Source organism: Pseudomonas lini (assembly GCF_964063345.1).
GTDB lineage: Bacteria > Pseudomonadota > Gammaproteobacteria > Pseudomonadales > Pseudomonadaceae > Aquipseudomonas > Aquipseudomonas lini_B.
This window is the reverse complement of the sequence record NZ_OZ061318.1, coordinates 3,523,322-3,546,534: the sequence shown is the minus strand read 5'-3', so window position 1 is coordinate 3,546,534 and position 23,213 is coordinate 3,523,322. Positions and strand designations below refer to the sequence as shown.

The window sequence follows — 23,213 nt, the reverse complement described above, 5'->3', positions numbered from 1 at the left end:
CGCTTTGCAGCCCAGCGGGAGCAAGCTCCCTCGCCACAAGTTTGGGTAAAACTCAGGATCGGGCCAGTACCAGTAACTTCTCGCGCCACACAGCCTTAGCCGGCAACGCCAAAAAGAACTCATTCAACAACGATTCCCGCGCCGGGTAACAGAACGGCTCACCGCTCAAATCCAACACTTCACCACCCGCACCTTCCAACACACCTTGCGCAGCCGCCGTATCCCACTGAGAAGTCGGCGCCAACCGCGGATAACAATCCGCCGCCCCTTCCGCCAGCAGGCAAAACTTCAGCGAGCTGCCGATATTGGCCAGTTGCAACTCACCCAGGCTGGCGCTCAACCCCGCCAGCAAGCGCTCCTGCTCAGGGCTCGAATGCCGACGACTGGCAACCACCGTGAACGCTTCACCCGCCGCCGGAACCTCGCGAACTTGAATCGGCAACGGCTCGGCGCCTTTATCGCCACGCCAGGCACCCAACCCCGCGCCCCCTACATAAAAGCGCCCGTTGGTCGGCATCGACACCACACCGAACACCACACGCCCTTGCTCGATCAACGCAATGTTGACGGTGAACTCTTCGCTGCCGGAAATAAACTCCTTGGTCCCGTCCAATGGATCGACCAACCACCAGCGCTGCCAGCCAGCGCGCACGCTCTGGGGGATATTGGCGTCTTCTTCGGACAGCACCGGAATGCTCGGATCCAGCGCCGTCAGCCCGGCCAGAATCAGATGATGAGCGGCCATGTCGGCGGCGGTGACCGGGGAATCATCGGACTTTGCAGTCACGGCAACGTTGACGCGCCAGAACGGCAGAATCGCCTCGCCAGCCTTCAAAGCCAATTCAACGACTGGCGCCATCAACGGATGGGGGAAATTCAACTTCATGGCAGGAACACCCCACGCTGAGTCAGCACATCACGGGCCAGATACAGCGCCGCCAAGGCACGGCCCTCGGTGAATCGCGGGTTCTGCGCCAAGGCTGACAATTCGCGCAGGTTGATCTTTTCCACCCCCATCGGCTCGGGTTCATCACCTTCCAGGCGTTCTTCGTACAAATCGGTGGCCAGCACCACCTGGATTCTCTGGCTCATGTAGCCGGGTGACAAAGACAACTCGGTCAGATGTTCCAGCTGCCGCGCGCCATACCCGGCCTCTTCCATGAGCTCCCGCTCGGCCGCTGCCAACACATCTTCGCCCGGCTCGATCAAGCCTTTGGGCAGGGACAATTCGTAGGCATCGGTGCCGCCGCAGTATTCCTCCACCAATACGGCGTGATCCGCGTCGAGCATCGCCACGATCATCACCGCACCATGACCGGTGCCTTTGCTGACCAGACGCTCGTAAGTACGCTCCACGCCATTGGAAAAGCGCAACTTCAGCTCTTCGACACAGAACAAACGGCTGGTGGCGACGATCTCGCGGGCGAGTACGGTGGGTTTCTGGCGCATGGGAGGCTCCTTGGCGTGAACGCGTTACTATACAGGCTGTTTGAAAGCTGCTGCGCTCGAGATTGCTGCGTCAAAAACAGGCTCGGACGGGTCATTTACAACTCGTAAAGTCGAACGCGACCCCAGCCCGTCCTCGCCTGTTTTTTCCTTGCACTCCCTTCGTTCGCGACGCTTTCAAACCAGCCTGTACCCGGCCTATCCTGATTGTTTACCTTGGATATCTTTTTTACCGCTGGAGAAGTTTTTTATGTCCCTGCTGCCCTGGCACGACATCGATACCGTTTTGCTGGATATGGACGGCACGTTACTGGACCTGCACTACGACAACCATTTCTGGATGGAGCACCTGCCTCAGCGTTATGCCGAACTGCATGGGGTGAGCCGGGCCATGGCGGAGCTGGAATTACAGCCGCTGTTCGAACGCAATGCCGGTCAGTTGCAATGGTACTGCCTGGACTTCTGGAGCGCCGAGCTGAAGCTGTCGGTGCGCGAACTGAAACTGGAAACCGCGCACCTGATTGCCCTGCGCCCGGATGCGGACACGTTTCTGGCCGCGATCAAACAGGCCGGCAAACGCGTAGTACTAATCACCAACGCCCACCGCGATTCGCTGTCATTGAAACTGGAACGAATTGAACTGGCGCCGTATTTCGAGCGGTTGATCAGCTCTCACGATTACGGTTTCCCCAAGGAAAACCCGCAGTTCTGGGATGCCTTGCAGGCCGACATCGGCTTCGACCCGACACGCAGTCTGTTTATCGATGACACGCTGCCGATTCTGCGCAGTGCGCGTGATTTTGGCGTGGCGCATCTGCTGGCCGTGAGCGAGCCGGACAGCCGCAAAGGGCCGAAGGACACGGCCGAGTTTGCGGCGGTGGGGGATTATCGGGAGCTCATCACAGGGCTTTAGACCGAGTCGCCTGCATCGCGGGCAAGCCTCGCTCCCACAGGTTTTGCGTCGTATGCACACTACGCGAACGACACAAAACCTGTGGGAGCGTGGCTTGCCCGCGATGGCCATCACACGATCTTGAGGGTTACTCAGGAATCCTCAACACCTGCCCCGGATAGATCTTGTCCGGATGCGAAAGCATTGGTTTGTTAGCCTCGAAGATTTTGTTGTACTTGTTCGCGTCGCCGTATTCGGCCTTGGAAATCGCGCTGAGGGTGTCACCCTTTTTAACGGTGACGAAGCGCGCCGCCTGAGCAACCGGACCTGTTACGGTGATCTGGTCATCCACACTGCCGACACCGGCGATATTGCCCACGGCCAGCAGAATCTTTTCCTTCTCCTCCTGGCTCGCCACTTCCCCGGTGACGATGACTTTGTCGCCCTCGATTGTCGCCTGAACATTCGGATTACCCAGGCCGACCTTGCTGATGTGTTCCTTCAGTTGCTCGCTGGCATTCGCATTGCCAGGTGTCAGCAGATCGATAAGTTTTTCGCCTGCTTCTTTCACAAAGCTAAAAATACTCATGGTGCACTCTCCTTGGGGTTTAGGGTCCAGACGCCAAAGACTAGACCAGCCTGGCGCAGCCCGGTCTCCAGCCGACCAATGACCCAACCCCGCGCAGGCGGTAGAATCGCAAACCTTGCCCGCGCCCTGGAGCGAAGATGGACATCAAGCAGCTCAAATTCCTCATCGCTCTCGACGAAACCCGGCACTTCGGCCAGGCCGCCGCGCGTTGTCACATCACTCAGCCGACCCTGTCCATGCGCCTGCGCAGCCTCGAAGAAGAGCTCGACCTGCCATTGGTTAACCGTGGCCAACGTTTCGAAGGTTTTACCGCGCCGGGCGAGCGCGTCCTGGCGTGGGCGCGTACGGTGCTGGCGGCCTACGACGGTTTGCAGGCCGAAGCAGCAGCCTGTCGCGGCAACCTCGTGGGTACGTTGCGTCTGGGCGTGGTGCCGCTGTCGAGTTTCGACCCGGTACCGCTGATGCAACGCCTGCACGCTGAACACCCGAACCTGCGCTTCGAACTCTCGGCGCTGAGTTCCGAACAGATCCTCGAACAACTGGCGAACAATCGCCTCGACCTCGGCGTGTCGTACCTGGAACGCCTGGATGGCGAGCGTTTCGACTCCCTGGCTTTTAGCGAAACTTGCATGGGCTTGCTTTACGATCAGCGTTTCTTCAGTTTCGGCGACGCGCCCTTAAGCTGGAAATCGTTGATTGAACTGCCGCTGGGCATGCTCACCAGCGGCATGCATTTTCGCCAGTCCATTGACCATAACTTCCATAGTCGTGGCTTGGCTCCCCAACCGTTGCTGCAAACCGATTCAGTCCACCAATTGTTACAAGCAGTACACGGCGGTCTGTGTTGCGCCGTGATGCCATTGGAGGGTGGTCTGGAAAACCTCACTGATCACTTGCGCCTCCAACCCATCGAAAGCGCCCAGACCCTCGCCCGGCTGGGGCTGATCATGCGTCGCAGCGCTCCACGTTCGGCACTCGCCGAAGCCTGTTTTGCGATCTATCAGAAATCATCAACAGGCTCTTGATCGACGTCATCTATCGGTAGATCAGTAATAGCGATTAGACGCGACAAGTTGACACGCCTAGTCTTAAAGCTGACCAAACCGTTGGTGAGCCCATGAACGCCAAGCGCCCTGCCCGCGCGGCGCCCGCTGTTGAAACGCCCGCGACCGCCGCAAGCCAGACCTACAGTTACTGCAACCTTGAACACACCGAATCGGCCAGCACCGCGCTGGCCGAGGAAGTCGCGTTGGCGATTGCCTATAACGGCATCAACCAGGCGGTCATGTTGGTGACGCCAACGGATCTTGAAGATTTCATCGTCGGCTTCAGCCTCGGCAGCGGCATCATCGAAGACGCTTCAGACATCTACGACCTGCAACTCAGCGGCACAGGTTCGGCGCAATACGCGCAAGTGACCATCGCCAATCGTGCTTTCTGGAACCTCAAGCAGCAGCGTCGACAACTGGCTGGCACCAGCGGTTGCGGGCTCTGTGGCGTGGAAGCGGTGGAGCAAGCGCTGCCCGACCTCAAAGTATTGCCCGGCGCCCCACTGCCCCCGGCCGAATGGCTGGACGGCCTGCGCCAGCGCATCGGCGAATTTCAGCCGCTGGGCCAGCATTGCGGCGCGGTGCATGCGGCGGTGTTCATGAACGGCAACGGCGACTTGTTGCTGGGCCGTGAAGACATCGGTCGGCACAACGCCCTCGACAAGCTGATCGGCGGGATGATCCGCCAGAAGATCCCGACCACTGGCGGCTTGGCGATTGTCACCAGCCGTTGCAGCCTCGAATTGATCCAGAAAGTTTTACGCGCCGGCATCCAGACTCTGGTCAGCCTGTCGTCGCCCACGAGCCTTGCCGTGCAATGGGCCCGTCGTCACAACCTCAACCTCATCCACCTGCCGCAGAAAAATGCGCCGCGGGTCTACAGCCCTGCTATAGAGAATCAAGCGTGAGTCAACATCGTCAAGCCGACCAGAAACCCGTCCCCCGCTACAAGCCCTACAAAGGCCCAGCCGGTGGCTGGGGCGCGCTGATCAGCGTCGCCCAAGCCTGGTTGACCAGCGATAACGCGCTGAAAAACCTCCGCATAATGCTCAAGACCAACCAGAACGGCGGCTTCGACTGCCCAGGTTGCGCCTGGGGCGATTCTCCGGAAAAGGGCATGGTGATGTTCTGCGAGAACGGCGCCAAAGCGGTGAATTGGGAAGCGACCAAACGGCGTGTCGACGGCGCGTTCTTCGCCAAACACAGCGTCAGCTCGCTGCTGGAGCAGAGCGACTACTGGCTTGAGTATCAAGGCCGATTGACCGAGCCGATGAGCTATGACGCCGAGACCGATCGCTACAAACCCATCAGCTGGGAAGACGCCTTCGCGCTGATCGCCAAGCATCTGCGCGGCCTGTCGAGCCCGGATCAGGCCGAGTTCTACACCTCGGGCCGCGCCAGCAACGAAGCGGCGTACCTCTATCAGCTGTTCGTACGCGCCTACGGCACCAACAATTTCCCCGACTGCTCGAACATGTGCCACGAGGCCAGTGGTGTGGCCATGGCGCAAAGCATCGGCGTTGGCAAAGGCACCGTGACCTTCAATGATTTCGAACACGCCGATGCGATTTTCGTCTGGGGCCAGAACCCCGGCACCAACCACCCGCGGATGCTCGAACCCCTGCGCGAAGCGGTAAAACGTGGTGCTCAGGTGGTATGCGTCAACCCGCTGAAAGAACGCGGTCTGGAACGCTTCCAGCACCCGCAGCATCCGCTGGAAATGCTCACCAACGGCTTCAAGCCGACCAATACCGCGTACTTCCGTCCGGCACTGGGCGGCGACATGGCGGTGCTGCGCGGCATGGCGAAATTCCTGCTGCAATGGGAACGCGATGCGCAGAAGACTGGCGCCCCGGCAGTGTTCGATCACGATTTCCTGAATGAACATGCCGTCAACGTGCTGGAATACATGGGCGTCATCGACGACACCCCGTGGGAGCAGATCGTCGAGCAGTCCGGCCTGACTCTGGTGGAGATCGAGCAAGCGGCGCGCATGTACGTCAAAGGCAAGAACGTGATCATGTGCTGGGCCATGGGCATTACCCAGCATCGTCATTCGGTGCCGACCATCCAGGAAATCGCCAACCTGATGCTGTTGCGCGGCAACATCGGTCGGCCGGGTGCCGGTCTGTGCCCAGTGCGTGGTCACAGTAACGTGCAGGGCGACCGGACGATGGGCATCAACGAACGTCCGCCGGTGGCGTTCCTCGATGCTCTGGAGCGCCGCTTCCAGTTCAAGGTGCCGCGTGAGAACGGTCACAACGTGGTCGAGGCGATTCACGCCATGGCCGACGGCCGCTCAAAAGTCTTCATCGGGCTGGGTGGCAACTTCGCCCAAGCCACCCCGGACAGCCCGCGGACCTTCAAGGCCTTGAGCAACTGCGACCTGACCGTGCAAATCAGCACCAAGCTCAATCGCAGCCATCTGGCGCACGGTAAAGACGCGCTGATCCTGCCGTGCCTCGGCCGTACCGACATCGATATCCAGACCGAAGGCGCTCAAGCGGTGACCGTGGAAGACTCGTTCAGCATGGTCCACGCCTCCAACGGTCAGTTGCAGCCGCTGTCGAACCAGATGCGCTCGGAGCCTGCAATCATCGCCGCAATCGCCGCGGCGACCCTGGGGAACAAACCGGTGGACTGGAACTGGCTGGTGGCCGATTACAGCCGCATCCGCGACCTGATCGCCGAGACCATCCCGGGCTTCCGGGACTTCAACGAGCGAGTCCAGAACCCGGGTGGTTTCCACCTGGGTAACAGCGCCGGCGCACGTCGCTGGAATACCCCATCGGGTCGGGCCAACTTCCGTGCGAACATGCTGCCCAAAGATCTGGTGCACGAACGCACCCGCGCTACCGGCGTGCTGCCGGACCTGATCATGCAGTCAATGCGCTCCCACGATCAGTACAACACCACGATTTATGGTCTTGATGACCGTTATCGCGGGGTGAAAGGTCAGAGGGATGTATTGTTCGTCAATGAGGCCGACATCATTCGCCTGGGGTTCAAACCGGGGCAGAAGGCTGACATCGTTTCGATCTGGGATGATGGCCGTGAGCGCCGGGTGAAGGGCTTCACGCTGCTGGCGTTTGATATTCCTGCCGGGCAAGCGGCCGCTTACTATCCGGAAGTGAACCCGCTGGTGCCGCTGGAAAGCACCGGGGATGGTAGCCATACGCCGACGTCTAAGTTTGTGGCGATCCGGTTGGAAGCGGCGAGTGAGACTGGGTTGATTATGGCCAAGTCGGCTTGACGCGCACATACCACTGTGGCGAGGGAGCTTGCTCCCGTTCGGCTGCGCAGCAGCCGCAAACCTGGCAAACCCAATCTAGCTGAAAGATTGGGTTTGCTTTTTGGGGCCACTGCGCGGCCCAGCGGGAGCAAGCTCCCTCGCCACAGGACGATGTTCACTTCTGATTTCCAGCGGCAATTCACTTTCCAATCGCCCACAAAAAAGGCCGTTTTTGTATAAAAACGGCCTTATCGAAGTAGCTAAAGACCGGTGAAAAACACTTAAGTTCCGCCCAAAAAACAGTAACTTATAGAATTGTGCTCAAGTCGTGTTACTCGTCGGATTTCGGTTGTCACAACCATGACACAGCCTCAGGATCGCGCCGTCATCCCCTTGAGGTTCCTCTATGAAGTTCTCCTCGATTCTCTTGTTGTCCCTTGGCCTGGTCAGTGGCTTCGCTTCTGCAGGCGGCACCACCGAAGCAGGTGTGGGCGGCGCATTGGGCGGGGTTCTGGGCTCGGTCGTCGGTCAATCGTTAGGCGGCAGTACAGGTTCAACCATTGGCGCGGCCCTGGGCGGCGCGGGTGGTAGCGCAGTCGGCGCAGACAAACGCAGCCGTGGCGAAGCCGCCATTGGCGGTGCGCTGGGCGCAGCAGGCGGTAACGTGGTCGGCCGCAGCATGGGCGGCACCACCGGCAGCCTGATCGGCTCCGCAGCAGGCGGCGGCGCCGGTGGCGCGCTGGGTAACTATATGGGCAACAAGAGCGATGACGACGATGATCGTCGCTCCTATCGTGGCCGTGATGATCGTCGCTACTACCGTGACGGCCATCCAGGTCGTGGTCATGCCTATGGCCATCGCAAGCATAAACATCGCTATCGCGACTGAGGCTTGAATCGCCTCGTTTACCGGTAGATCAAAAAATCGCAGCCTTCGGGCTGCGATTTTTTTTGCCCCTCAAACCGCTAGCCGCTCCAACGCCCCGCGCAATCCAGCAGGAATCGTCACCGGTTGATTTGTAATCCGATCCACGAACACATGCACGAAGCGCCCCGCCGCGCAGGCCTCGTCTTCTCCTGACTTGAACACCGCCAGCTCGTATTGCACGGAACTGTTGCCCAACTTGCCGACCCGCAGGCCGATCTCGATCCGGTCCGGGAAAGCGATGGAGGCAAAGTAGTCGCAGGCCGAACTCACCACAAAACCCACCACTTCCCCGTCATGGATATCCAGGCCGCCGACTTCGATTAGGTAGGTGTTCACTGCCGTGTCAAAAAAACTGTAATAGGTGACGTTGTTGACGTGACCATAGGCGTCATTGTCATGCCAGCGGGTGGTGATGGGCTGGAAGTGGCGGTAGTCGGAGCGTTGGGGCATCGAAGCAGGTCCTTTCATGATCATTCCCACGCTCTGCGTGGGAATGCAGCCCGTGACGCTCTGCGTCACATTCAGGAGCGGACGCAGAGCGTCCATGGAGGCGTTCCCACGCAGAGCGTGGGAACGATCAGTATAAAATCACACGTCAGCAAAGCCTCTACCCTCTGCCGCCAGCTCACCAATCAACCGCGCCGGCGCCCAGTGATCGCCCTGCTTGGTCTCAAGCTGCAACAACCGCAGATGAATATCTTCCAATCCTTGCTGATCCGCCCAGGCCATCGGCCCGCCCTTCTCTGCCGGGAAGCCATAACCATTGAGATAGACCAGATCGATGTCATGCGCCGACGTCGCAATACCTTCCTGAAGAATCTTCGCCCCTTCGTTGACCAGGGCCAGCAAACAGCGCTCCAAAACCTCTTCAGGGCCGATCTCGCGACGCTGGAACCCCAACCCTTCGCTGACTTCCAGTACCAGCGCATCGACTTCCAGATCGTGCTCAGCCTGGCGACTGCCCGGTTCGTAGTGGTAATACCCATCACCACTCTTCTGACCGAAACGCCCCAGCTCGCACAAGCGGTTGTCCACTTGAACTTCCGACGCATCCTGACCTTTGCCAGCCAGTTCCCGAGCACGCCATTCCAGATCGATGCCGACCACGTCGTACATGCGGAACGGCCCCATGGCGAAACCAAAACCTTGCAGCGCCGCATCCACCTGATAAGGCAAAGCGCCCTCGAGCAGCATCTTGCGCGCTTCGAGCACGTACGGATGAAGCATGCGATTACCGATGAAACCGTGACAGTTGCCCGACACCACGCTGACCTTGCCCATGCGCTTGCCCAGCGCCAGCGCCGCATCAAGCACCTCCGGCGCCGTCTGAGCTCCGCGCACGATCTCCAGCAATTTCATGATGTGCGCCGGGCTGAAAAAGTGCAGGCCCAGGACCTGCTGCGGGCGGCGAGTGGCAGCAGCAATAGCGTCGATGTCCAGCGCCGAGGTATTGCTGGCCAGAATCGCTTCAGGCTTGAGCAAGCCGTCGAGTTCGCGGAAGATTTTTTGCTTCAGTTCGAGGTTTTCGTAAACCGCTTCGATAACCAGATCGACATCGCGGATCGCTGCGTAATCGGCAGCCGCTGTCACTCGTGCAATACGCGCATCCGCCTCGGCCTGATCAATCCGCCCCTGACGCACGTTGTGAGCGTAAGTCTCAGCCACGCTGGTTAGCGCTTGCTCAAGCATCTGCGGATTATTGTCGACCCATTGCACGGGCACCCCGGCGTTGGCCAGGCACATGACAATGCCACGGCCCATGGTGCCTGCGCCGATCACGGCGGCGCGCTGAATATCGAACGGTGTCTGGCTCATGGTTGTTCTCTTATTGGCGATCCAAAGACAGTCCTCACCATAGTCAGGCGCCGGGCTTTTTTGAAATTTATTCCTGTGATGAGCGACATTCAGGGGATGGATGTACTTTCAAAAACACCGATATCCCTGTGGGAGCGGGCTTGCTCGCGAAAGCGGAGTGTCAGGCAACATCAATGTTGAATCTGATGGCCTCTTCGCGAGCAAGCCCGCACCCACATTAACGGTGTTTCAGCTTGGCAGGTGCGCTTGAGCCCACTCCCGCACGTCGCCATACGGATAATCCTCCAACGCCGCAAATCCCGGAATCGCCCGAGCCTTGAGCTTGGTAAACAGCGGCACACTGATCCCACATAGAAATCTTGTTACGCGCTCGGCCGAAGGGATGTTGCCCGTGTGCTGCTCGTGCCTGTGGATAAAATCACCACACAGCGCCTCGAAATTTTTATCCACAAGCGCTGGTAATTCCGGCGGTGCCGGCAATCGCGCCACCTGACCGTGACACACGGAACAATGCCCGCACTGCTTTGGCGCGTTTTCGTCGCCGAAGTACTCGGCCAGGCGGTAACCCAGGCAGTGGTCGGTGGCGAACAGATCCAGCATGGCGTGTATCCGCGCGATCTCGGTGCGCTCGTGCTGGGTGAAGTAGGCGTGCAATTCAGCGCTCAGGGTTTGGGAGTCAAAGTCCGCTTGCTGCAGGCTGTAGACCTCGGTCATCTGCTTGCTTTCAAGCTCCACCCAGCCTTTCTCCTGGAAGTAATCCAGCGCCTTGACCACCCGACTGCGCTCGGCCTGATGCTGTTCATACAGCGCATCGAAATTCACTGTGGCCCACGTTCGCGCGCGGCTGGAAGTCTGGATGATCGCCGAAACGAAGTCCTTTCGCTCACCTTCAAAACGAGCCAGCAATGCTTCGGGTTCCTGCAAATACTTGAAGCGGTATTCAGCGTAATAGGCATAACGCGGAGCGATTATTCCACGCAGCTCCAGTTGCACCAGCAAGGTCTTGAGCGGCAACTGGCGAATGTTGCTCTGATCGGCCAAAGGCCCCAGCAGAAACTCCCACTGCCCCTCGGGCGCGGCGGCTTGCAACTCCTCAAGCACGCAACGAATGCCGTCCCGTTCCGGCGTGTCGCCGTAGACGAAGTTTTCCAGCACGTTGAGGCTGTCGCGGTTGGCCAGCACCAGGCAATCGGATGGCTGCCCGTCTCGGCCAGCGCGGCCGATTTCCTGACTGTAGTTTTCGATGGATTTAGGCAGGTCGAAATGCACCACGTTGCGGATATCGCTTTTGTCGATGCCCATGCCGAACGCGATGGTGGCGACGATGCAATTGGACTGCCCGCCCATAAATCGTTTCTGTATTCCTTCCCGCTGTTCATGGGGCAAACCGGCGTGATAGGCCTCGGCCTGGATGCCATTGCGCCCCAGATGTTCGGCGATGTGCTCGGCGGTTTTCTGCAAGGTAACGTAGACGATACTCGGCTGGCCGGGACGCCGGCTCATCCACTCGACAAGGCGTCGGCGCTTGTCCTGGCCGCGTACCGGCTCCACCAACAGATTGAGGTTGGGTCGGTAAAAACCGGTGGTCACCACATCCTCGGGAGCGATGGCGAATTTGGCCTCCATGTCGGCAATCACCTTGGGTGTCGCGGTGGCGGTCAGCAGCAAGGCCTGAGGGATGTTGAACTGGCGCTGGTAGTCCGGCAGCTTGAGGTAATCGGGGCGGAAGTTATGACCCCATTCAGAGATGCAGTGGGCCTCGTCCACCACCAGCAGGGAAATCGGCACCTGCTGCAAAAAATGGCGGAAGCGCTCGTTCTTAAGACGCTCCACGGAAATCATCAGAATCTTCAATTCACCGGACTTTGCCCGAGCCATCACATCGCTGGCGTCATCGCGGCTCTGGGCCGAATCGATACTGCCCGCCGCAATGCCGTGGCGTTGCAAGAACGCCAATTGATCCTGCATCAACGCCAACAGGGGCGACACCACCAATGTCAGGTGCGGCAGCAACAAGGCCGGCAATTGATAGCAAAGGGACTTGCCCGAACCGGTCGGGAAAATTGCCGCTGCCGAGCGCCCGGCCAACACAGCACTGACCGCCGCCTCCTGGCCGGGCCGAAACTGTGGATAACCGAAAACCTGTTCCAGGGTGTTGTGCATAAGCTGTCACTCCGTTGACCGCTGCGAAGCCCAAAGCCTAGCCGGCGAACGCAGCGAGTCGAGAAAAGGTCGGGGGTAAAAACGATACTGGATGATACAGCGTCACCCCATCAATTCCTTCGCCACGGATTGAAACAAACGAGGCACTTTGCCCCCTGACATCAGCCCCTGTCAGCCGGTAAGGTTCACCCCGAGAAAAACCATCATCCGCGAAGTTTTCATCAAGGCAGGACGCCTGCACGCGGATTCTTATGAAGGAACAACCATGCCCAACACTCTGTTTTTACCCATTGCCCTTGTCTTTGCATCCCTGCTGCTAAGCGGGTGCATGAAGCTCCCTGACGAACCTCCGCTCCTCGCTACGCCCACAACTCTGGGCGGTGCCTCACATACTTAGTCATCGATTGACTGACGTCGGGTGGCTACGGCACCAACACCGCCACCCGCAACTGTTGATTCAGCGCCTGCTCCTGAAACACCCGGCTCCTGCTCGCCCAAACCGCATAAGCCGGGCTGATTTCACCAGTGAACGCCGCCGCCAACTGACGCAAATCCGACACACTTCGCACACGGGGGCAAAAGAGTTCACCGTCACAGTTCTGGCTGGCGTTGCCGTAGGTAGTCAGCAACCGATCCCACAACCCGTCACGCACTTGCCTGACCGACTTGAGCTTCACAGCCTGCACACCCAGTCGCTGTTTCAGACCCTGTTCATCCAGCGCTTCGCTGGCCAACAACGCCTTGCCCACCATCAACACCTCGGCCCGGGAGGCGGTGTCTACTTCTGCCTGGGTGGTCAGCGCCTGTGGCCAACCGGTGCGGTCCATGTTGGCAAGGATCAGCGAATGATCCCCGTCGGCAGCGACGGTCAAACGGTAAACACCAACCCACAACAACAAAATCGAGACCATACGCAGCCATTGCATCGCTAATTCCCTTTAAGAGTCGACTCAGACGCTTCGAAACGCCCTACAAATTCTGGCGCGCACCCTACAGAGCTTTGATGCGTTAAGCCTGACAGGCCCGTAGGAATATCGACCTCCAAGGGAAAAGCTTAAAAAATAGTTGGCGTGTGCGTAGGTAAAGGCTGATAGCGCCGGTAAATCCCCTACAAAACCTGTCCATTTGCGCCACCTTGCGACGCCTCGCCGCGGCCCTCTATAGTTTTCGTCGCGGCTGAAAACATTGTGTCGGCCTGCCGGCGATGCTGCCCGACTTCCCACAGGACTGACCTCAATGAACACGTTCCATCCGTTAACAGACCGCTATCGCCCGCTCAAAACCAGCTACAGCGATACCCCCGTGTTGGTCATCGACACCGAAGCCAAGCCTCACGAGATTCTTGACGCCGCCCAGCAACGCATCCGCGCCGCCAGTGACCTGCTCGAAACGCTCTATTGCCTGTGCTTCAAACAGGCCGACGTGAAAGACATTCCCAATATCGTCAACGCACTTTACTTGCTAACCCAAGATGGCTGCGAACTTCTTGAAGTCGCCAGACAGCGAATTAAATAAAAACACAAATAACTAGCAAGCCTTACAAAACCAGCAACAACTAATAACTTCACTATTTAAACAACACAAACTAACGTGACAGCTCTTACATCAAACAAGAGCAACACAAATGACTGTACTAACTATTTTCTTCTGTGGCACTGGCTCAACTAAATTCGACGACACCAATGCAAACTACTGGGACGGCGAACTGGTGTCGACACTCGCATCCCATCATCTTGGCCGTGAGTTTGCCGAATGGATCGTGGTCGATGGCCCCGGCAGCGGCAACCTGCAAGCCGACGATCTCTTTACCAAGTCCGAGGAGTACGGCCTCAGCGGCACACTGTTCGGCAAAGGCTGGGAGCAAAACGTCCAGCACGCGATCAACATCATCAAAGGCGAGTGCGACTGGCAGCGCGAGCAACTGACCGAAAAGGAATACAACCGCCTCAAAGCGGCCGGCATCCCCATCGAAGACGTGAAAGTTGAAGGCTCGTGGTTCTGGCGCAAGTACAACTATGGTGATCGCAGTGTGACCCAGCAGGTGTTGCAAGAACAAATCATTAAAACCTTCCGCAAGGACGGTATTATTCCCACCCAAGTTAACCTGGTGGGCTGGAGCCGCGGCGGCATTAGTTGCCATATGCTGGCCAATGCCATGTTCAAGGACAGCAAACTTAAAAACATCCCGGTCAATATCTTTGCGATTGACCCGGTGCCTGGCATTGGCAACTTTCAGGATGACAAAGTCAAACTCGGCGCCAACGTCAAAGAATATGTAGGTTTCTATGCCCGGGACGAACGCTCGAAAGGTTTCAGCTGCGTTATTCCGCAAACCGCCACTGGCACCAAAACCCACATCTACCCCGTACCTGGCCGTCACGCCACCCTGGCTGGCAATGCCTCACCCGACGGTGTCAACGGCCCGAAAACCCTGGCCGAGCCAGGCCGGTTCGCCCGCCACTTTGCCGAAGTCTGCCTCAAGCGTTGGGGCGTGCAACTGGACAAGTCATTGAACCTGACCCTGGCCGATCTGGCGAGCCTCGCCAAAGCCATGGTCGGCGACGAAGCGAAGTATCGGCTGATGCACAAATACTCTTACACCTACTTCAGCGAACTGGATCAAGGCGAACGCTACGTTTCGCTGGGTAGCAAAGGGGTCAACTTCTCGGCGGTGAAAGGCACGATCTATACGCCGGCGACCGGGCTGACGACTAGCGTGCTGGATGTTGCGGCGTATCGGCATATTTGTTGAAAACGAAGGCGAATCGGTAGGAACGGCCTATCAAATCTTCGTCCCGTTCCTACAAGAGACGGCTCCTTGTCGACTATCGCCGCCCTGTAGCTCAAACCTATAGTTGTGACTGTCGCTGCCAAATCAGCGACTCGGGCTTGGTCACCCGATGGAATACGCATCAGCCTCCGTTGTATGCTGCCGGCACCTCAAGTGTCTGCACGCTTTATGGTGGCTGTGTTTGGGACGCCTTCGAGCGTGCCGGGTATGCGTATGAATCCTCACCGGTTGACCAACCCGAACACAGTCCGCCTCCCATCGCTTGGTCACGATGACGGCGGCATCATTTGATGCATTTGAGGGTAAATACAATGAATTCATGGAATCCGTTCACCGATCGCTACCGCCCACTCCAATCCAACCTCACCGACTCCCCGCCCCTGATTATCGACACAGAGGCCAACCCGCAAGACATCCTAGAAGCCGCCCTCCAGCGAATCCGAGCCTCCAGCGATCTCCTCAAAACCCTGCACTGCGTTTGCTTCAAACACGGCGACATCGAAGACATCCCCCACATCACCCACGCGCTCTACCTGCTAACCCAGGACGGCTGCGACCTGCTGAAAGTCGCCCAGCAACGCATGATGGACTGGAAAGCACCTGCCTGACGCCGAGTGAAGATCGTTCCCACGCTCCGCGTGGGAATGCCTCTACGGACGCTCCGCGTTCGGCTCTCGGGACGCAGCCGAAAGCCGTCATCGAACACTGGAGATAATCATGAGCAAGTTTTTTGATGAGCTAATGGCAAGCGTGCAACAGATGAACGAGATCGTACGGGGTGAGCGTGAACCTTCCCGCGAATTCCATGCTGATGCGTTGCGAGTCAAAAAAATTCGTAAGGCTACCGATCTGACTCTGACCAAGTTCACAGTGCCTATTGACGACCCCGACTCGCCGCAAAGTCGGGCTTAATCCTCATCGATATACACCCAACGGAAGATGCACCATGAACCTCGCCCCCAACTTCCCCGATGACCACGCCATGCACCTGCTCATGCAGCTGCTGCACGAAGAGCTCGGCCTGCCCGAACGCAAAATCATCAGCCTCACCACCTCGATCAACTTTGACCTGGGCTGTGATGGCGCTGATGCACGGCATTTGATGGAAGCGCTGGAAGAACAGTTTGGGATCGACTTCGTTGATTACGACGCGTATCGGTACTTTCAGCCGGAAGGGTTTGATGTGTTCCTCAAACGTCGAGCCAAAGGTCGTGGCGACAAAGCCCCACTGACCATCGGTATGCTTTACCAAGCGGTCAAGCTGCAACGGTGGGATACAAAAGCTCTGGAAAAGATCTAGCCGACCGCTTAAGTGGTAATATTATGGCTGTTTTTAACTATTTTAGCTGGAATAATGGCAGTTAACTAATCCGCCTCCCATTGCATACCTAGAGCGGTCGTACTGGCAGAGAGAGTCTTGCTACACGTTGGGGCAATCCAGCAAATCACCACATAAGTGCTATTATTCTGGCAGTTAAAGCCTAAAAACGAAGGAATAATGGCACATGGCAAAAAAAACAGCCCCCCTGCTGCCGGCTGCATCCAGGTTGCTCACCGAGTTTGGCGAACGACTCAAACTCGCTCGGCTACGTCGCAAGCTGACAGCCAAGCAAGTGGCTGAGAGAGCAGGTATGTCGCTGACAACGCTGCGCTCATTGGAGTCCGGCGGCTCGGGCGTGACGATGGGCGCCTATATGTCCGTGATGCAGGTTTTGGGCCTGGAGAAAGATTTGAGCAAGCTCGCAGCAACGGATGAGTTGGGACGCCAACTGCAAGACGCGCAATTAACCCCACGATCGAGCGCCGCAACCAGTAAACGCCAACGAGTGCGCAACGTGGCCCCAACGAAAGGATCGTCACCCATTCAAGACCGGACGACGCAAGCACCGGAAAGCCCCATCTCCGATTCGAATCTTGAGGTTGATTTCCCATTGAACACCCACTCTTTTTCCAACTTGTTTACCAAGAAAAAATCTAAACCTGAGACGGATTAAAAATGACACTGATCGCGGTGTATGCCGATTGGGAAACCCTGCAAAGTCCAAGGCGTCTTGGGTTTCTTCATGCCGGAAAGGCTCGCTCCACTAATGTGTTCGAGTTTGAGTACGACACTGCTGCTTTGGCCGATCCCGAGTTGAATTTCACGACGCTGGATCCCCGCATCAGGCTCTTCGAAGGGCGACAGTTCCCTGGACAGCATCAGACCCGCTTCGGCGTTTTTGCCGACTCAAGCCCGGATCGCTGGGGTCAATTGCTGATGAAACGGCGACTGGAACGGGACATCCGCGACGGCTTGGTCCCGAAGGGTACCAAGCTCTATGAGTCGGATTTCCTGTTAGGCGTTCATGACATCTATCGAGTCGGTGCTATTCGTTACAAGCTCAATGACGAAGGCAATTTTCTGGATGATCGAGATGGATTGGCGGCGCCTCCCTTTGTCGAATTGCGCGCGTTGGAGCAGGCAAGTCGAGCATTGGAAAACGATCCAGACAACACCTCACTCGATGGGCGCGAGTGGCTGAGAATGTTGATCGCACCCGGGGGTTCATTGGGCGGTGCCAGGCCCAAGGCCAGTGTTGCTGACAAGAATGGTCATTTGTGGATCGCCAAGTTTCCGAGCACTCGGGACGACTATGACGTCGGCGGATGGGAATTCGTGGTGAGTGTTCTGGCGAATCAATGCGGTCTGCGGGTGGCGAAGGGTATTGCGCAACGGTATGCGAGCGACCATCACTGCTTCATGGTCAAACGCTTCGACCGTACCGAAACGGGTGGGCGACTACATTTCGCCTCAGCCATGACCATGACTGACCGCGTGGATGGTGACGATGCATCGGTGGGCGCCAGCTATCTAGAGCTGGCAGAAGTACTCATGGAGCATGGCTCAGAACCCGACAAAGATCTGCGCGAGTTGTGGTCGCGTATTGTGTTCAACATCTTGGTTTCCAATACCGACGACCACATGCGCAACCATGGCTTTCTTCTTGATCCCGGTCGTGGGTGGCGCCTCTCTGATGCCTACGATATGAACCCGGTGGCACACGCCGATGGATTGAAGCTCAACATTACAGATGCCGACAATGCTTTGGATCTCGAACTTGTTCGTGAAGTGGCCGGGTACTTTCGGGTTAGCCGTGTTGATGCGGAACAAATAATTGAGAACGTCCAAGAGGTGGTGAGCCAGTGGCCAAGAGTTGCCAGCGCGGCGGGGCTGTCGAAGCGTGAACAAGACAATATGTCTACTGCATTTCGCCTGTCTACCAAGTGATCCCGTATTCTTTCGCCCACAAAAAAGCCGCCCCAAAGGGCGGCTTCTTCATTCGCTAAATCCAAGCCTTACAGCTTAGGACCAGCAGCCTTAATCGCATCGCTCACTTCAAACTTCTTGAAGTTCTCAACAAACAACCCAGCCAATGCCTTAGCAGCTTCATCATAAGCAGCCTTGTCAGCCCAGGTATTACGTGGGTTCAACAGGCCAGTCTCAACGCCCGGTACAGCCAATGGCACGTCCAGGTTGATGGTGTCCAGATGCTCAGTCTCAGCACCGATCAAAGCACCGCTCTGAATCGCTGCAATCACGCCACGAGTGGTCGGGATGTTGAAGCGTTTGCCAACGCCGTAGCCACCGCCGGTCCAGCCGGTGTTGACCAGGTAGACCTTGGAGCCGAAGCCGCGGATGCGTTTGATCAGCAGTTCTGCGTATTCGCCAGCCGGACGCGGGAAGAATGGTGCGCCGAAGCAGGTGGAGAAGGTCGATTTGATGCCGCTGCCGGAACCCATTTCGGTCGAGCCCACCAGAGCGGTGTAGCCGGACAGGAAGTGGTAGGCCGCTTGTTCTTCGCTGAGGATCGAGACTGGCGGCAGGACGCCGGTCAGGTCGCAGGTCAGGAAGATCACAGCGTTTGGCTCGCCACCGAGGTTCTTCTCGGAACGCTTGGCAACGTGCTCCAGCGGGTACGCGGCGCGGCTGTTCTGGGTCAGGCTGACATCGGCGTAGTCGGCGTGCTTGGCGTCATCGATAACGACGTTTTCCAGGACCGCGCCGTGCTTGATGGCTTTCCAGATGACTGGCTCGTTCTTCTCGGACAGGTCGATGCACTTGGCATAGCAACCGCCTTCGATGTTGAACACCACACCCTCGCCCCAGCCGTGCTCGTCGTCACCGATCAGGTAACGGCTTTCATCGGCGGACAGGGTGGTTTTGCCGGTGCCGGACAAACCGAAGAACAGGGTCACGTCGCCTGCTTCACCGATGTTGGCGGCGCAGTGCATTGGCAGCACATCGGCGGCCGGCAGCAGGAAGTTCTGCACCGAGAACATGGCTTTCTTCATCTCACCGGCGTAGCGCATGCCGGCGATCAGCACTTTCTTCTGTGCGAAGTTGAGGATCACGCAGCCATCGGAGTTGGTGCCGTCACGCTCTGGCACGCACTCGAAGTTGGCAACGTTGAGGACTTGCCACTCTTCACGGCCAGCCGGGTTGTACTGGGCCGGGTTGATGAACAGGCAACGACCGAACAGGTTCTGCCAGGCAGTCTGGGTGGTCATCTTCACGGCCAGGTAGTGCTCGGTGGCCGAACCTACGTGCACGTGGGAAACGAAATGCTCTTGCGCGTTGTTGAAGGCCTCGACGCGAGCCCACAGGGCATCGAACTTGTCGGCCGGGAACTTGCGGTTGATCGGGCCCCAGGCGATGGCGTCCTGGGTGGTCGGCTCTTCAACGATGAAACGATCAACTGGCGAACGGCCGGTACGGTGACCGGTGCGAACAACCAGCGCGCCGGTATCGGCAAGCTCGCCTTCACCGCGACTCAGGGCTTCTTTAACCAGATCATCAACACTCAGATCGGTGTACACGGCGTTATTGGCTTGCGTCATGAGGTTCCCCGTCGGCCAGTGGCCGAGTGCTCCAAACGTTTTGTAGTAGAAAGTCGTGCACTACTACCGCGAAAAAAGTGGGCCGGATTATGCCAGAAAAGCCCAAAAAGTGTAGGGCCCTCCCGTCAGAACGGCGTTATTCCGGCGTTGAGCAGTGAATTTACCTGCGCTGAAACGTTTTAGTGACGGGTATCTGACGGCGTATCGACCCCTGCACCAGCGAACAATTGGGTGATATCGGCCGCGTCGAACAGGTAACGTTCGTTGCAAAACTGACAATCGATCTCCACTGCGCCACCGTGTTCGATGACCAGTGCCTGAGCATCATCCAGACCCAAACTGACCAACGCATTGCCCGAGCGTTCCCGAGAGCAGCTGCAATGGAAACGTAAGTTCTGCACGTCAAACAGGCGCACCTGCTCTTCATGATAGAGGCGATGGAGCACGGTTTCGTTGTCCAGGCTCAGCAATTCATCGGCCGTCAGCGTGCTGGCCAGGGCGGTGATGTGCTGCCAGCTGGCGGCGCGTTCTTCTTCGTCTTTCAGACGGTCGGCAGGCAATTGCTGCAGCAACAGGCCTCGGGCGCGACGGCCATCGGCGTAAAGCCAGAAACGCGTGCCGACCTGCTGAGACATGACGAAGTAGTTGGTGAAGCACTCCGAGAGAGTTTCGCCGTCGAGGTCGACGATGCCTTGGTAACGCTGGCCCTGAGTCGGGTCGACGGTCAGCGCCAGCACACCATTGGGCATCAGGTCGGCGAGGGTCGCATCCGGGGCGATCTGGTCGGCTTCGTAACGAGCCAGCCCACGGATTTCGCGCTCGCTGGAGCACTCGATCATGAGCAGCGGCACCGGGCCTTCGGAACGGGCCTGAAGAATCAGCAAGCCATCGAACTTCAAGGTGCCAACCAACAACGCTGCCGCCGCCATCAGCTCGCCCAACAGTTGCGCGACCGGCTCCGGATAGGCGTGTTTGGCGAGAACTTCGGCGTAGCTACGCTCCAACCCAACCAGCTCGCCGCGGGTGTCGCTGTCATCGAAGATGAAGCGTTGGGTGTAGTCGTTATCCGATAGATTGGTCATAGGTCTGGGTATCTGAAAGGGTGACAAAAAAAAATCGCGTCATTTCCGCATTTTTGCGCGGGCAAGGTTCAGCCGTAACGGCATTTTATGAACAATCCGGGGTTGTTCCAAGCAAGGTCAAACCTCGGTATTCGACGAACGGTATTTTCACGTTGCCGCTGTCGAGTACCCCCATATGGCTGCACAGGTGCGCGATTACAAGTCTGTCTCGCCGGCGGTCACTACTCGTCGTTGCTGTTTCCGCGAAACTTGAACAGATCCCGGCGCTGCTTCTTGCTCGGTTTGCCATCGGTGCTCATGCCCAACGCCCCTGCCTTGCGCATGGCCGCAGCCGCTTCACGTTTGGCGATGCTGGCCTCGGTTTCAGCATAGAGCGCCTGAGCCTCCGGCGCGCCACGGCGCACGATAGACAACGCCTGGACCACCACCGTACGCTCCTCGAAGCCGATGCGAATCTGAAACTCGTCGCCAACCCTCGGCTCCTTGCCCGGCTTGCAGCGCTCGCCCCGGCAATGCACCTTGCCACTCTCAATCGCGGCCTTGGCCAAGGCACGTGTTTTATAAAAACGCGCGGCCCACAACCATTTATCGAGACGGACCTTGTCGTCCTCTTCGCTTTTTTGTGCCATCGGATGACCTCATTCTGAAATATCGATGAACTGTACTACCGTTTCTGTCGTGCCATGAATCATCACACTCTGGATTAGAATGCAGGCATTCCCCGCCAGTGAGGGATGGAAATCCAGGCAGTAGATATCTGTCGCCTTTTACCCATTATTCTGCGTGAATACCGCGAATTCAGCCGCACGCGGTCAGAGCGGTTTTTACCGATTGAGCACTTTTGAAGACATTTGATCATTTGACCGTTATCGGTCTGCGCGAGTGGGTGGCGCTCCCGGATTTGGGAGTCGCGGGCCTTCGCGCAAAAATCGACACCGGCGCCAGCACCTCCAGCCTGCACGCCACCGATATCGAGCCGTTCGAGCGCGATGGGGAACAGTGGGTGCGCTTTACCGCGCACCTGGGCACGGTGGTGCAACTGCGTCACCGGCGCTGCGAAGCCCCGCTGGTAACGAGGAAAACCATTAAAAGCTCCAACGGCCACGCGCAGATGCGCTATGTGGTCAGCACCACCCTGGCCCTCGGTGATCGGGTCTGGCGGGTCGAGTTCACCCTCGCCTGCCGCAAATCCATGCGATATCGCCTGCTACTCGGTTCCAAAGCCCTGATCGATGGCCAGTTGGTGGTCAATCCGGGCATTAAATATGTACAAGACAAGCCGGTGTTCCCGGTATCTACCTTCTCCACAGGTGTTGCATGAAGATCGCTGTGCTGTCGCGGAACCCGCGTCTGTATTCCACCCGTCGTCTGGTCGAAGCCGGTATGGAGCGTGGCCATGAAATGGTGGTGATCGACACCTTGCGCGCCTACATGAACATTGCCAGTCACAAGCCGCAAATCCACTACCGCGGCAAACCGCTGGAGGGTTTCGACGCGGTGATCCCGCGGATCGGCGCATCGGTAACGTTTTATGGCTGCGCGGTGCTGCGCCAGTTCGAAATGATGGGGGTGTTTCCGCTCAACGAATCGGTGGCCATCGCCCGTTCGCGAGACAAGCTGCGTTCGCTGCAATTGCTGTCGCGCCGGGGAATCGGCTTGCCGGTCACCGGTTTTGCCCACTCCCCGGATGACATTCCCGACTTGATCGAGATGGTCAACGGCGCGCCGCTGGTGATCAAGGTGCTGGAAGGTACCCAGGGCATCGGCGTGGTGCTGTGTGAAACGGCCACGGCGGCGGAATCGGTGATCGAGGCGTTCATGGGCCTGAAGCAGAACATCATGGTTCAGGAATACATCAAGGAAGCCGGCGGCGCGGACATTCGCTGTTTTGTGGTTGGCGACAAGGTCATCGCGGCGATGAAGCGCCAGGCCAAGCCGGGGGAGTTTCGCTCCAACCTGCATCGCGGTGGCAGTGCCAGCCTGATCAAGATTACGCCGGAAGAACGCATGACTGCGTTGCGTGCGGCGAAGGTCATGGGGTTGGCGGTGGCGGGGGTGGATATCCTGCGCTCCAATCATGGGCCGCTGGTGATGGAAGTGAACTCGTCGCCGGGTCTGGAAGGGATTGAAACCACCACCGGGAAGAATGTGGCAGGGATCATCATTGAGCATCTGGAGAAGAATGGCGGGCCGAATATGACTCGGACCAAAGGCAAAGGTTGAGGCTTACTCGGTCCCTGTGGCGAGGGAGCTTGCTCCCGCTGGAGGCCGAAGGACTCCCGATTCCGGCAACCGTGTTCTTTTATCGAAATACGGTCGCCGGTTTTTGCGGCTGCTGCGCAACCGAG

General features: G+C 58.0%; 23 protein-coding genes and 1 pseudogene. 14 read left to right on the top strand and 10 right to left on the bottom strand.

Annotated features, from left to right (window positions below):
- Positions 1-52 precede the first annotated feature (52 nt).
- Positions 53-886 carry a 3'(2'),5'-bisphosphate nucleotidase CysQ gene (cysQ, locus tag AB3226_RS16080; protein WP_367373764.1) on the bottom strand — a complete coding sequence of 278 codons (834 nt, stop codon included), beginning with the start codon at positions 884-886 and terminating at the stop codon, positions 53-55.
- The gene (nudE, locus tag AB3226_RS16075) at positions 883-1,449 is read right to left on the bottom strand and encodes an ADP compounds hydrolase NudE (RefSeq protein ID WP_367373763.1); all 567 of its coding nucleotides are present in this window, start codon (positions 1,447-1,449) and stop codon (positions 883-885) included. The genes cysQ and nudE overlap by 4 nt, the downstream gene beginning before the upstream one ends.
- Before the next feature lie 247 nt (positions 1,450-1,696).
- Between nudE and yrfG the strand changes: the two genes are divergently transcribed.
- On the top strand, positions 1,697-2,359 hold the full coding sequence (gene yrfG / locus AB3226_RS16070; protein WP_367373762.1) for a GMP/IMP nucleotidase: 663 nt from the start codon (positions 1,697-1,699) through the stop codon (positions 2,357-2,359).
- Positions 2,360-2,486: 127 nt separating this feature from the next.
- On the opposite strand, the gene lysM is transcribed toward yrfG, so the two are convergent.
- The gene (lysM, locus tag AB3226_RS16065) at positions 2,487-2,927 is read right to left on the bottom strand and encodes a peptidoglycan-binding protein LysM (protein WP_038978513.1); all 441 of its coding nucleotides are present in this window, start codon (positions 2,925-2,927) and stop codon (positions 2,487-2,489) included.
- 137 nt (positions 2,928-3,064) lie between these two features.
- Between lysM and AB3226_RS16060 the strand changes: the two genes are divergently transcribed.
- The 4 genes from AB3226_RS16060 (at position 3,065) to AB3226_RS16045 (ending at position 8,097) form a co-directional block, all read left to right on the top strand.
- Positions 3,065-3,952: a LysR family transcriptional regulator gene (locus AB3226_RS16060; protein ID WP_367373761.1), complete on the top strand. Its 888-nt coding sequence runs from the start codon at positions 3,065-3,067 to the stop codon at positions 3,950-3,952.
- Between the two features lie 92 nt (positions 3,953-4,044).
- The gene (gene fdhD, locus AB3226_RS16055) at positions 4,045-4,884 is read left to right on the top strand and encodes a formate dehydrogenase accessory sulfurtransferase FdhD (RefSeq protein WP_367373760.1); all 840 of its coding nucleotides are present in this window, start codon (positions 4,045-4,047) and stop codon (positions 4,882-4,884) included.
- Complete coding sequence (locus tag AB3226_RS16050; protein WP_367373759.1) at positions 4,881-7,229, top strand: FdhF/YdeP family oxidoreductase; 2,349 nt, start codon at positions 4,881-4,883, stop codon at positions 7,227-7,229. Before fdhD ends, AB3226_RS16050 begins: the two co-directional genes overlap by 4 nt.
- A gap of 385 nt (positions 7,230-7,614) precedes the next feature.
- Positions 7,615-8,097 carry a glycine zipper domain-containing protein gene (locus AB3226_RS16045; protein WP_038978509.1) on the top strand — a complete coding sequence of 161 codons (483 nt, stop codon included), beginning with the start codon at positions 7,615-7,617 and terminating at the stop codon, positions 8,095-8,097.
- 69 nt (positions 8,098-8,166) lie between these two features.
- Here the strand turns inward: AB3226_RS16045 and AB3226_RS16040 are convergent, their stop codons facing one another.
- From AB3226_RS16040 to AB3226_RS16025, 4 genes are all read right to left on the bottom strand, one after another.
- Positions 8,167-8,586 (bottom strand): acyl-CoA thioesterase, encoded by a 420-nt coding sequence (locus tag AB3226_RS16040; RefSeq protein WP_367375807.1) that lies wholly within the window; start codon positions 8,584-8,586, stop codon positions 8,167-8,169.
- 138 nt (positions 8,587-8,724) lie between these two features.
- Positions 8,725-9,951, bottom strand: coding sequence for a 3-hydroxyacyl-CoA dehydrogenase NAD-binding domain-containing protein (locus AB3226_RS16035; RefSeq protein WP_367373758.1), 1,227 nt, complete (start codon positions 9,949-9,951; stop codon positions 8,725-8,727).
- 228 nt (positions 9,952-10,179) lie between these two features.
- On the bottom strand, positions 10,180-12,114 hold the full coding sequence (locus AB3226_RS16030) for an ATP-dependent DNA helicase RecQ (protein ID WP_367373757.1): 1,935 nt from the start codon (positions 12,112-12,114) through the stop codon (positions 10,180-10,182).
- A 422-nt stretch (positions 12,115-12,536) separates the two neighbouring features.
- Positions 12,537-13,040: a polysaccharide deacetylase gene (locus AB3226_RS16025; RefSeq protein WP_367373756.1), complete on the bottom strand. Its 504-nt coding sequence runs from the start codon at positions 13,038-13,040 to the stop codon at positions 12,537-12,539.
- A 310-nt stretch (positions 13,041-13,350) separates the two neighbouring features.
- Here AB3226_RS16025 and AB3226_RS16020 point away from each other — a divergent pair, with 310 nt between their 5' ends.
- The 7 genes and pseudogenes from AB3226_RS16020 (at position 13,351) to AB3226_RS15990 (ending at position 18,173) form a co-directional block, all read left to right on the top strand.
- Entirely contained in the window at positions 13,351-13,629 is a 279-nt protein-coding gene (locus tag AB3226_RS16020; RefSeq protein ID WP_367373755.1) for a hypothetical protein, read from the top strand.
- Positions 13,630-13,738: 109 nt separating this feature from the next.
- Positions 13,739-14,866, top strand: coding sequence for a hypothetical protein (locus AB3226_RS16015; RefSeq protein ID WP_367373754.1), 1,128 nt, complete (start codon positions 13,739-13,741; stop codon positions 14,864-14,866).
- Between the two features lie 350 nt (positions 14,867-15,216).
- Positions 15,217-15,513, top strand: coding sequence for a hypothetical protein (locus tag AB3226_RS16010; protein ID WP_367373753.1), 297 nt, complete (start codon positions 15,217-15,219; stop codon positions 15,511-15,513).
- Positions 15,514-15,622: 109 nt separating this feature from the next.
- Positions 15,623-15,772: pseudogene (locus AB3226_RS16005) on the top strand (transcriptional regulator); the annotation flags it as partial.
- A 79-nt stretch (positions 15,773-15,851) separates the two neighbouring features.
- Complete coding sequence (locus AB3226_RS16000; protein ID WP_367373752.1) at positions 15,852-16,205, top strand: DUF1493 family protein; 354 nt, start codon at positions 15,852-15,854, stop codon at positions 16,203-16,205.
- A 205-nt stretch (positions 16,206-16,410) separates the two neighbouring features.
- On the top strand, positions 16,411-16,899 hold the full coding sequence (locus tag AB3226_RS15995; protein ID WP_367373751.1) for a helix-turn-helix domain-containing protein: 489 nt from the start codon (positions 16,411-16,413) through the stop codon (positions 16,897-16,899).
- 2 nt (positions 16,900-16,901) lie between these two features.
- A complete protein-coding gene (locus AB3226_RS15990) occupies positions 16,902-18,173 on the top strand; it encodes a type II toxin-antitoxin system HipA family toxin (RefSeq protein WP_367373750.1) in 1,272 nt (423 codons plus the stop codon).
- Between the two features lie 68 nt (positions 18,174-18,241).
- Here the strand turns inward: AB3226_RS15990 and AB3226_RS15985 are convergent, their stop codons facing one another.
- The 3 genes from AB3226_RS15985 to AB3226_RS15975 form a co-directional block, all read right to left on the bottom strand.
- Positions 18,242-19,783: a phosphoenolpyruvate carboxykinase gene (locus AB3226_RS15985; protein ID WP_367373749.1), complete on the bottom strand. Its 1,542-nt coding sequence runs from the start codon at positions 19,781-19,783 to the stop codon at positions 18,242-18,244.
- A gap of 179 nt (positions 19,784-19,962) precedes the next feature.
- A complete protein-coding gene (hslO, locus tag AB3226_RS15980) occupies positions 19,963-20,865 on the bottom strand; it encodes an Hsp33 family molecular chaperone HslO (RefSeq protein WP_038978495.1) in 903 nt (300 codons plus the stop codon).
- A 221-nt stretch (positions 20,866-21,086) separates the two neighbouring features.
- Complete coding sequence (locus tag AB3226_RS15975; RefSeq protein ID WP_367373748.1) at positions 21,087-21,494, bottom strand: RNA-binding S4 domain-containing protein; 408 nt, start codon at positions 21,492-21,494, stop codon at positions 21,087-21,089.
- Between the two features lie 272 nt (positions 21,495-21,766).
- Here AB3226_RS15975 and AB3226_RS15970 point away from each other — a divergent pair, with 272 nt between their 5' ends.
- Together AB3226_RS15970 and rimK are read left to right on the top strand one after the other, a co-directional pair.
- On the top strand, positions 21,767-22,186 hold the full coding sequence (locus AB3226_RS15970; RefSeq protein WP_229768700.1) for an ATP-dependent zinc protease: 420 nt from the start codon (positions 21,767-21,769) through the stop codon (positions 22,184-22,186).
- Positions 22,183-23,088, top strand: coding sequence for a 30S ribosomal protein S6--L-glutamate ligase (gene rimK / locus AB3226_RS15965; protein WP_008005189.1), 906 nt, complete (start codon positions 22,183-22,185; stop codon positions 23,086-23,088). The genes AB3226_RS15970 and rimK overlap by 4 nt, the downstream gene beginning before the upstream one ends.
- Positions 23,089-23,213: the final 125 nt, after the last annotated feature.

Coding starts and splice junctions, on each gene's coding strand:
- AB3226_RS16035 (WP_367373758.1), bottom strand. CDS start 9,951: ATGAGCCAGACACCGTTCGATATTCAGCGCGCCGCCGTGATCGGCGCA.
- AB3226_RS16060 (WP_367373761.1), top strand. CDS start 3,065: ATGGACATCAAGCAGCTCAAATTCCTCATCGCTCTCGACGAAACCCGG.
- AB3226_RS16045 (WP_038978509.1), top strand. CDS start 7,615: ATGAAGTTCTCCTCGATTCTCTTGTTGTCCCTTGGCCTGGTCAGTGGC.
- lysM (WP_038978513.1), bottom strand. CDS start 2,927: ATGAGTATTTTTAGCTTTGTGAAAGAAGCAGGCGAAAAACTTATCGAT.
- nudE (WP_367373763.1), bottom strand. CDS start 1,449: ATGCGCCAGAAACCCACCGTACTCGCCCGCGAGATCGTCGCCACCAGC.
- fdhD (WP_367373760.1), top strand. CDS start 4,045: ATGAACGCCAAGCGCCCTGCCCGCGCGGCGCCCGCTGTTGAAACGCCC.
- AB3226_RS16040 (WP_367375807.1), bottom strand. CDS start 8,586: ATGCCCCAACGCTCCGACTACCGCCACTTCCAGCCCATCACCACCCGC.
- AB3226_RS16010 (WP_367373753.1), top strand. CDS start 15,217: ATGAATTCATGGAATCCGTTCACCGATCGCTACCGCCCACTCCAATCC.
- AB3226_RS16020 (WP_367373755.1), top strand. CDS start 13,351: ATGAACACGTTCCATCCGTTAACAGACCGCTATCGCCCGCTCAAAACC.
- AB3226_RS16030 (WP_367373757.1), bottom strand. CDS start 12,114: ATGCACAACACCCTGGAACAGGTTTTCGGTTATCCACAGTTTCGGCCC.
- AB3226_RS16015 (WP_367373754.1), top strand. CDS start 13,739: ATGACTGTACTAACTATTTTCTTCTGTGGCACTGGCTCAACTAAATTC.
- yrfG (WP_367373762.1), top strand. CDS start 1,697: ATGTCCCTGCTGCCCTGGCACGACATCGATACCGTTTTGCTGGATATG.
- cysQ (WP_367373764.1), bottom strand. CDS start 886: ATGAAGTTGAATTTCCCCCATCCGTTGATGGCGCCAGTCGTTGAATTG.
- AB3226_RS15990 (WP_367373750.1), top strand. CDS start 16,902: ATGACACTGATCGCGGTGTATGCCGATTGGGAAACCCTGCAAAGTCCA.
- AB3226_RS15985 (WP_367373749.1), bottom strand. CDS start 19,783: ATGACGCAAGCCAATAACGCCGTGTACACCGATCTGAGTGTTGATGAT.
- AB3226_RS15975 (WP_367373748.1), bottom strand. CDS start 21,494: ATGGCACAAAAAAGCGAAGAGGACGACAAGGTCCGTCTCGATAAATGG.
- AB3226_RS15995 (WP_367373751.1), top strand. CDS start 16,411: ATGGCAAAAAAAACAGCCCCCCTGCTGCCGGCTGCATCCAGGTTGCTC.
- AB3226_RS16025 (WP_367373756.1), bottom strand. CDS start 13,040: ATGCAATGGCTGCGTATGGTCTCGATTTTGTTGTTGTGGGTTGGTGTT.
- AB3226_RS16000 (WP_367373752.1), top strand. CDS start 15,852: ATGAACCTCGCCCCCAACTTCCCCGATGACCACGCCATGCACCTGCTC.
- rimK (WP_008005189.1), top strand. CDS start 22,183: ATGAAGATCGCTGTGCTGTCGCGGAACCCGCGTCTGTATTCCACCCGT.
- hslO (WP_038978495.1), bottom strand. CDS start 20,865: ATGACCAATCTATCGGATAACGACTACACCCAACGCTTCATCTTCGAT.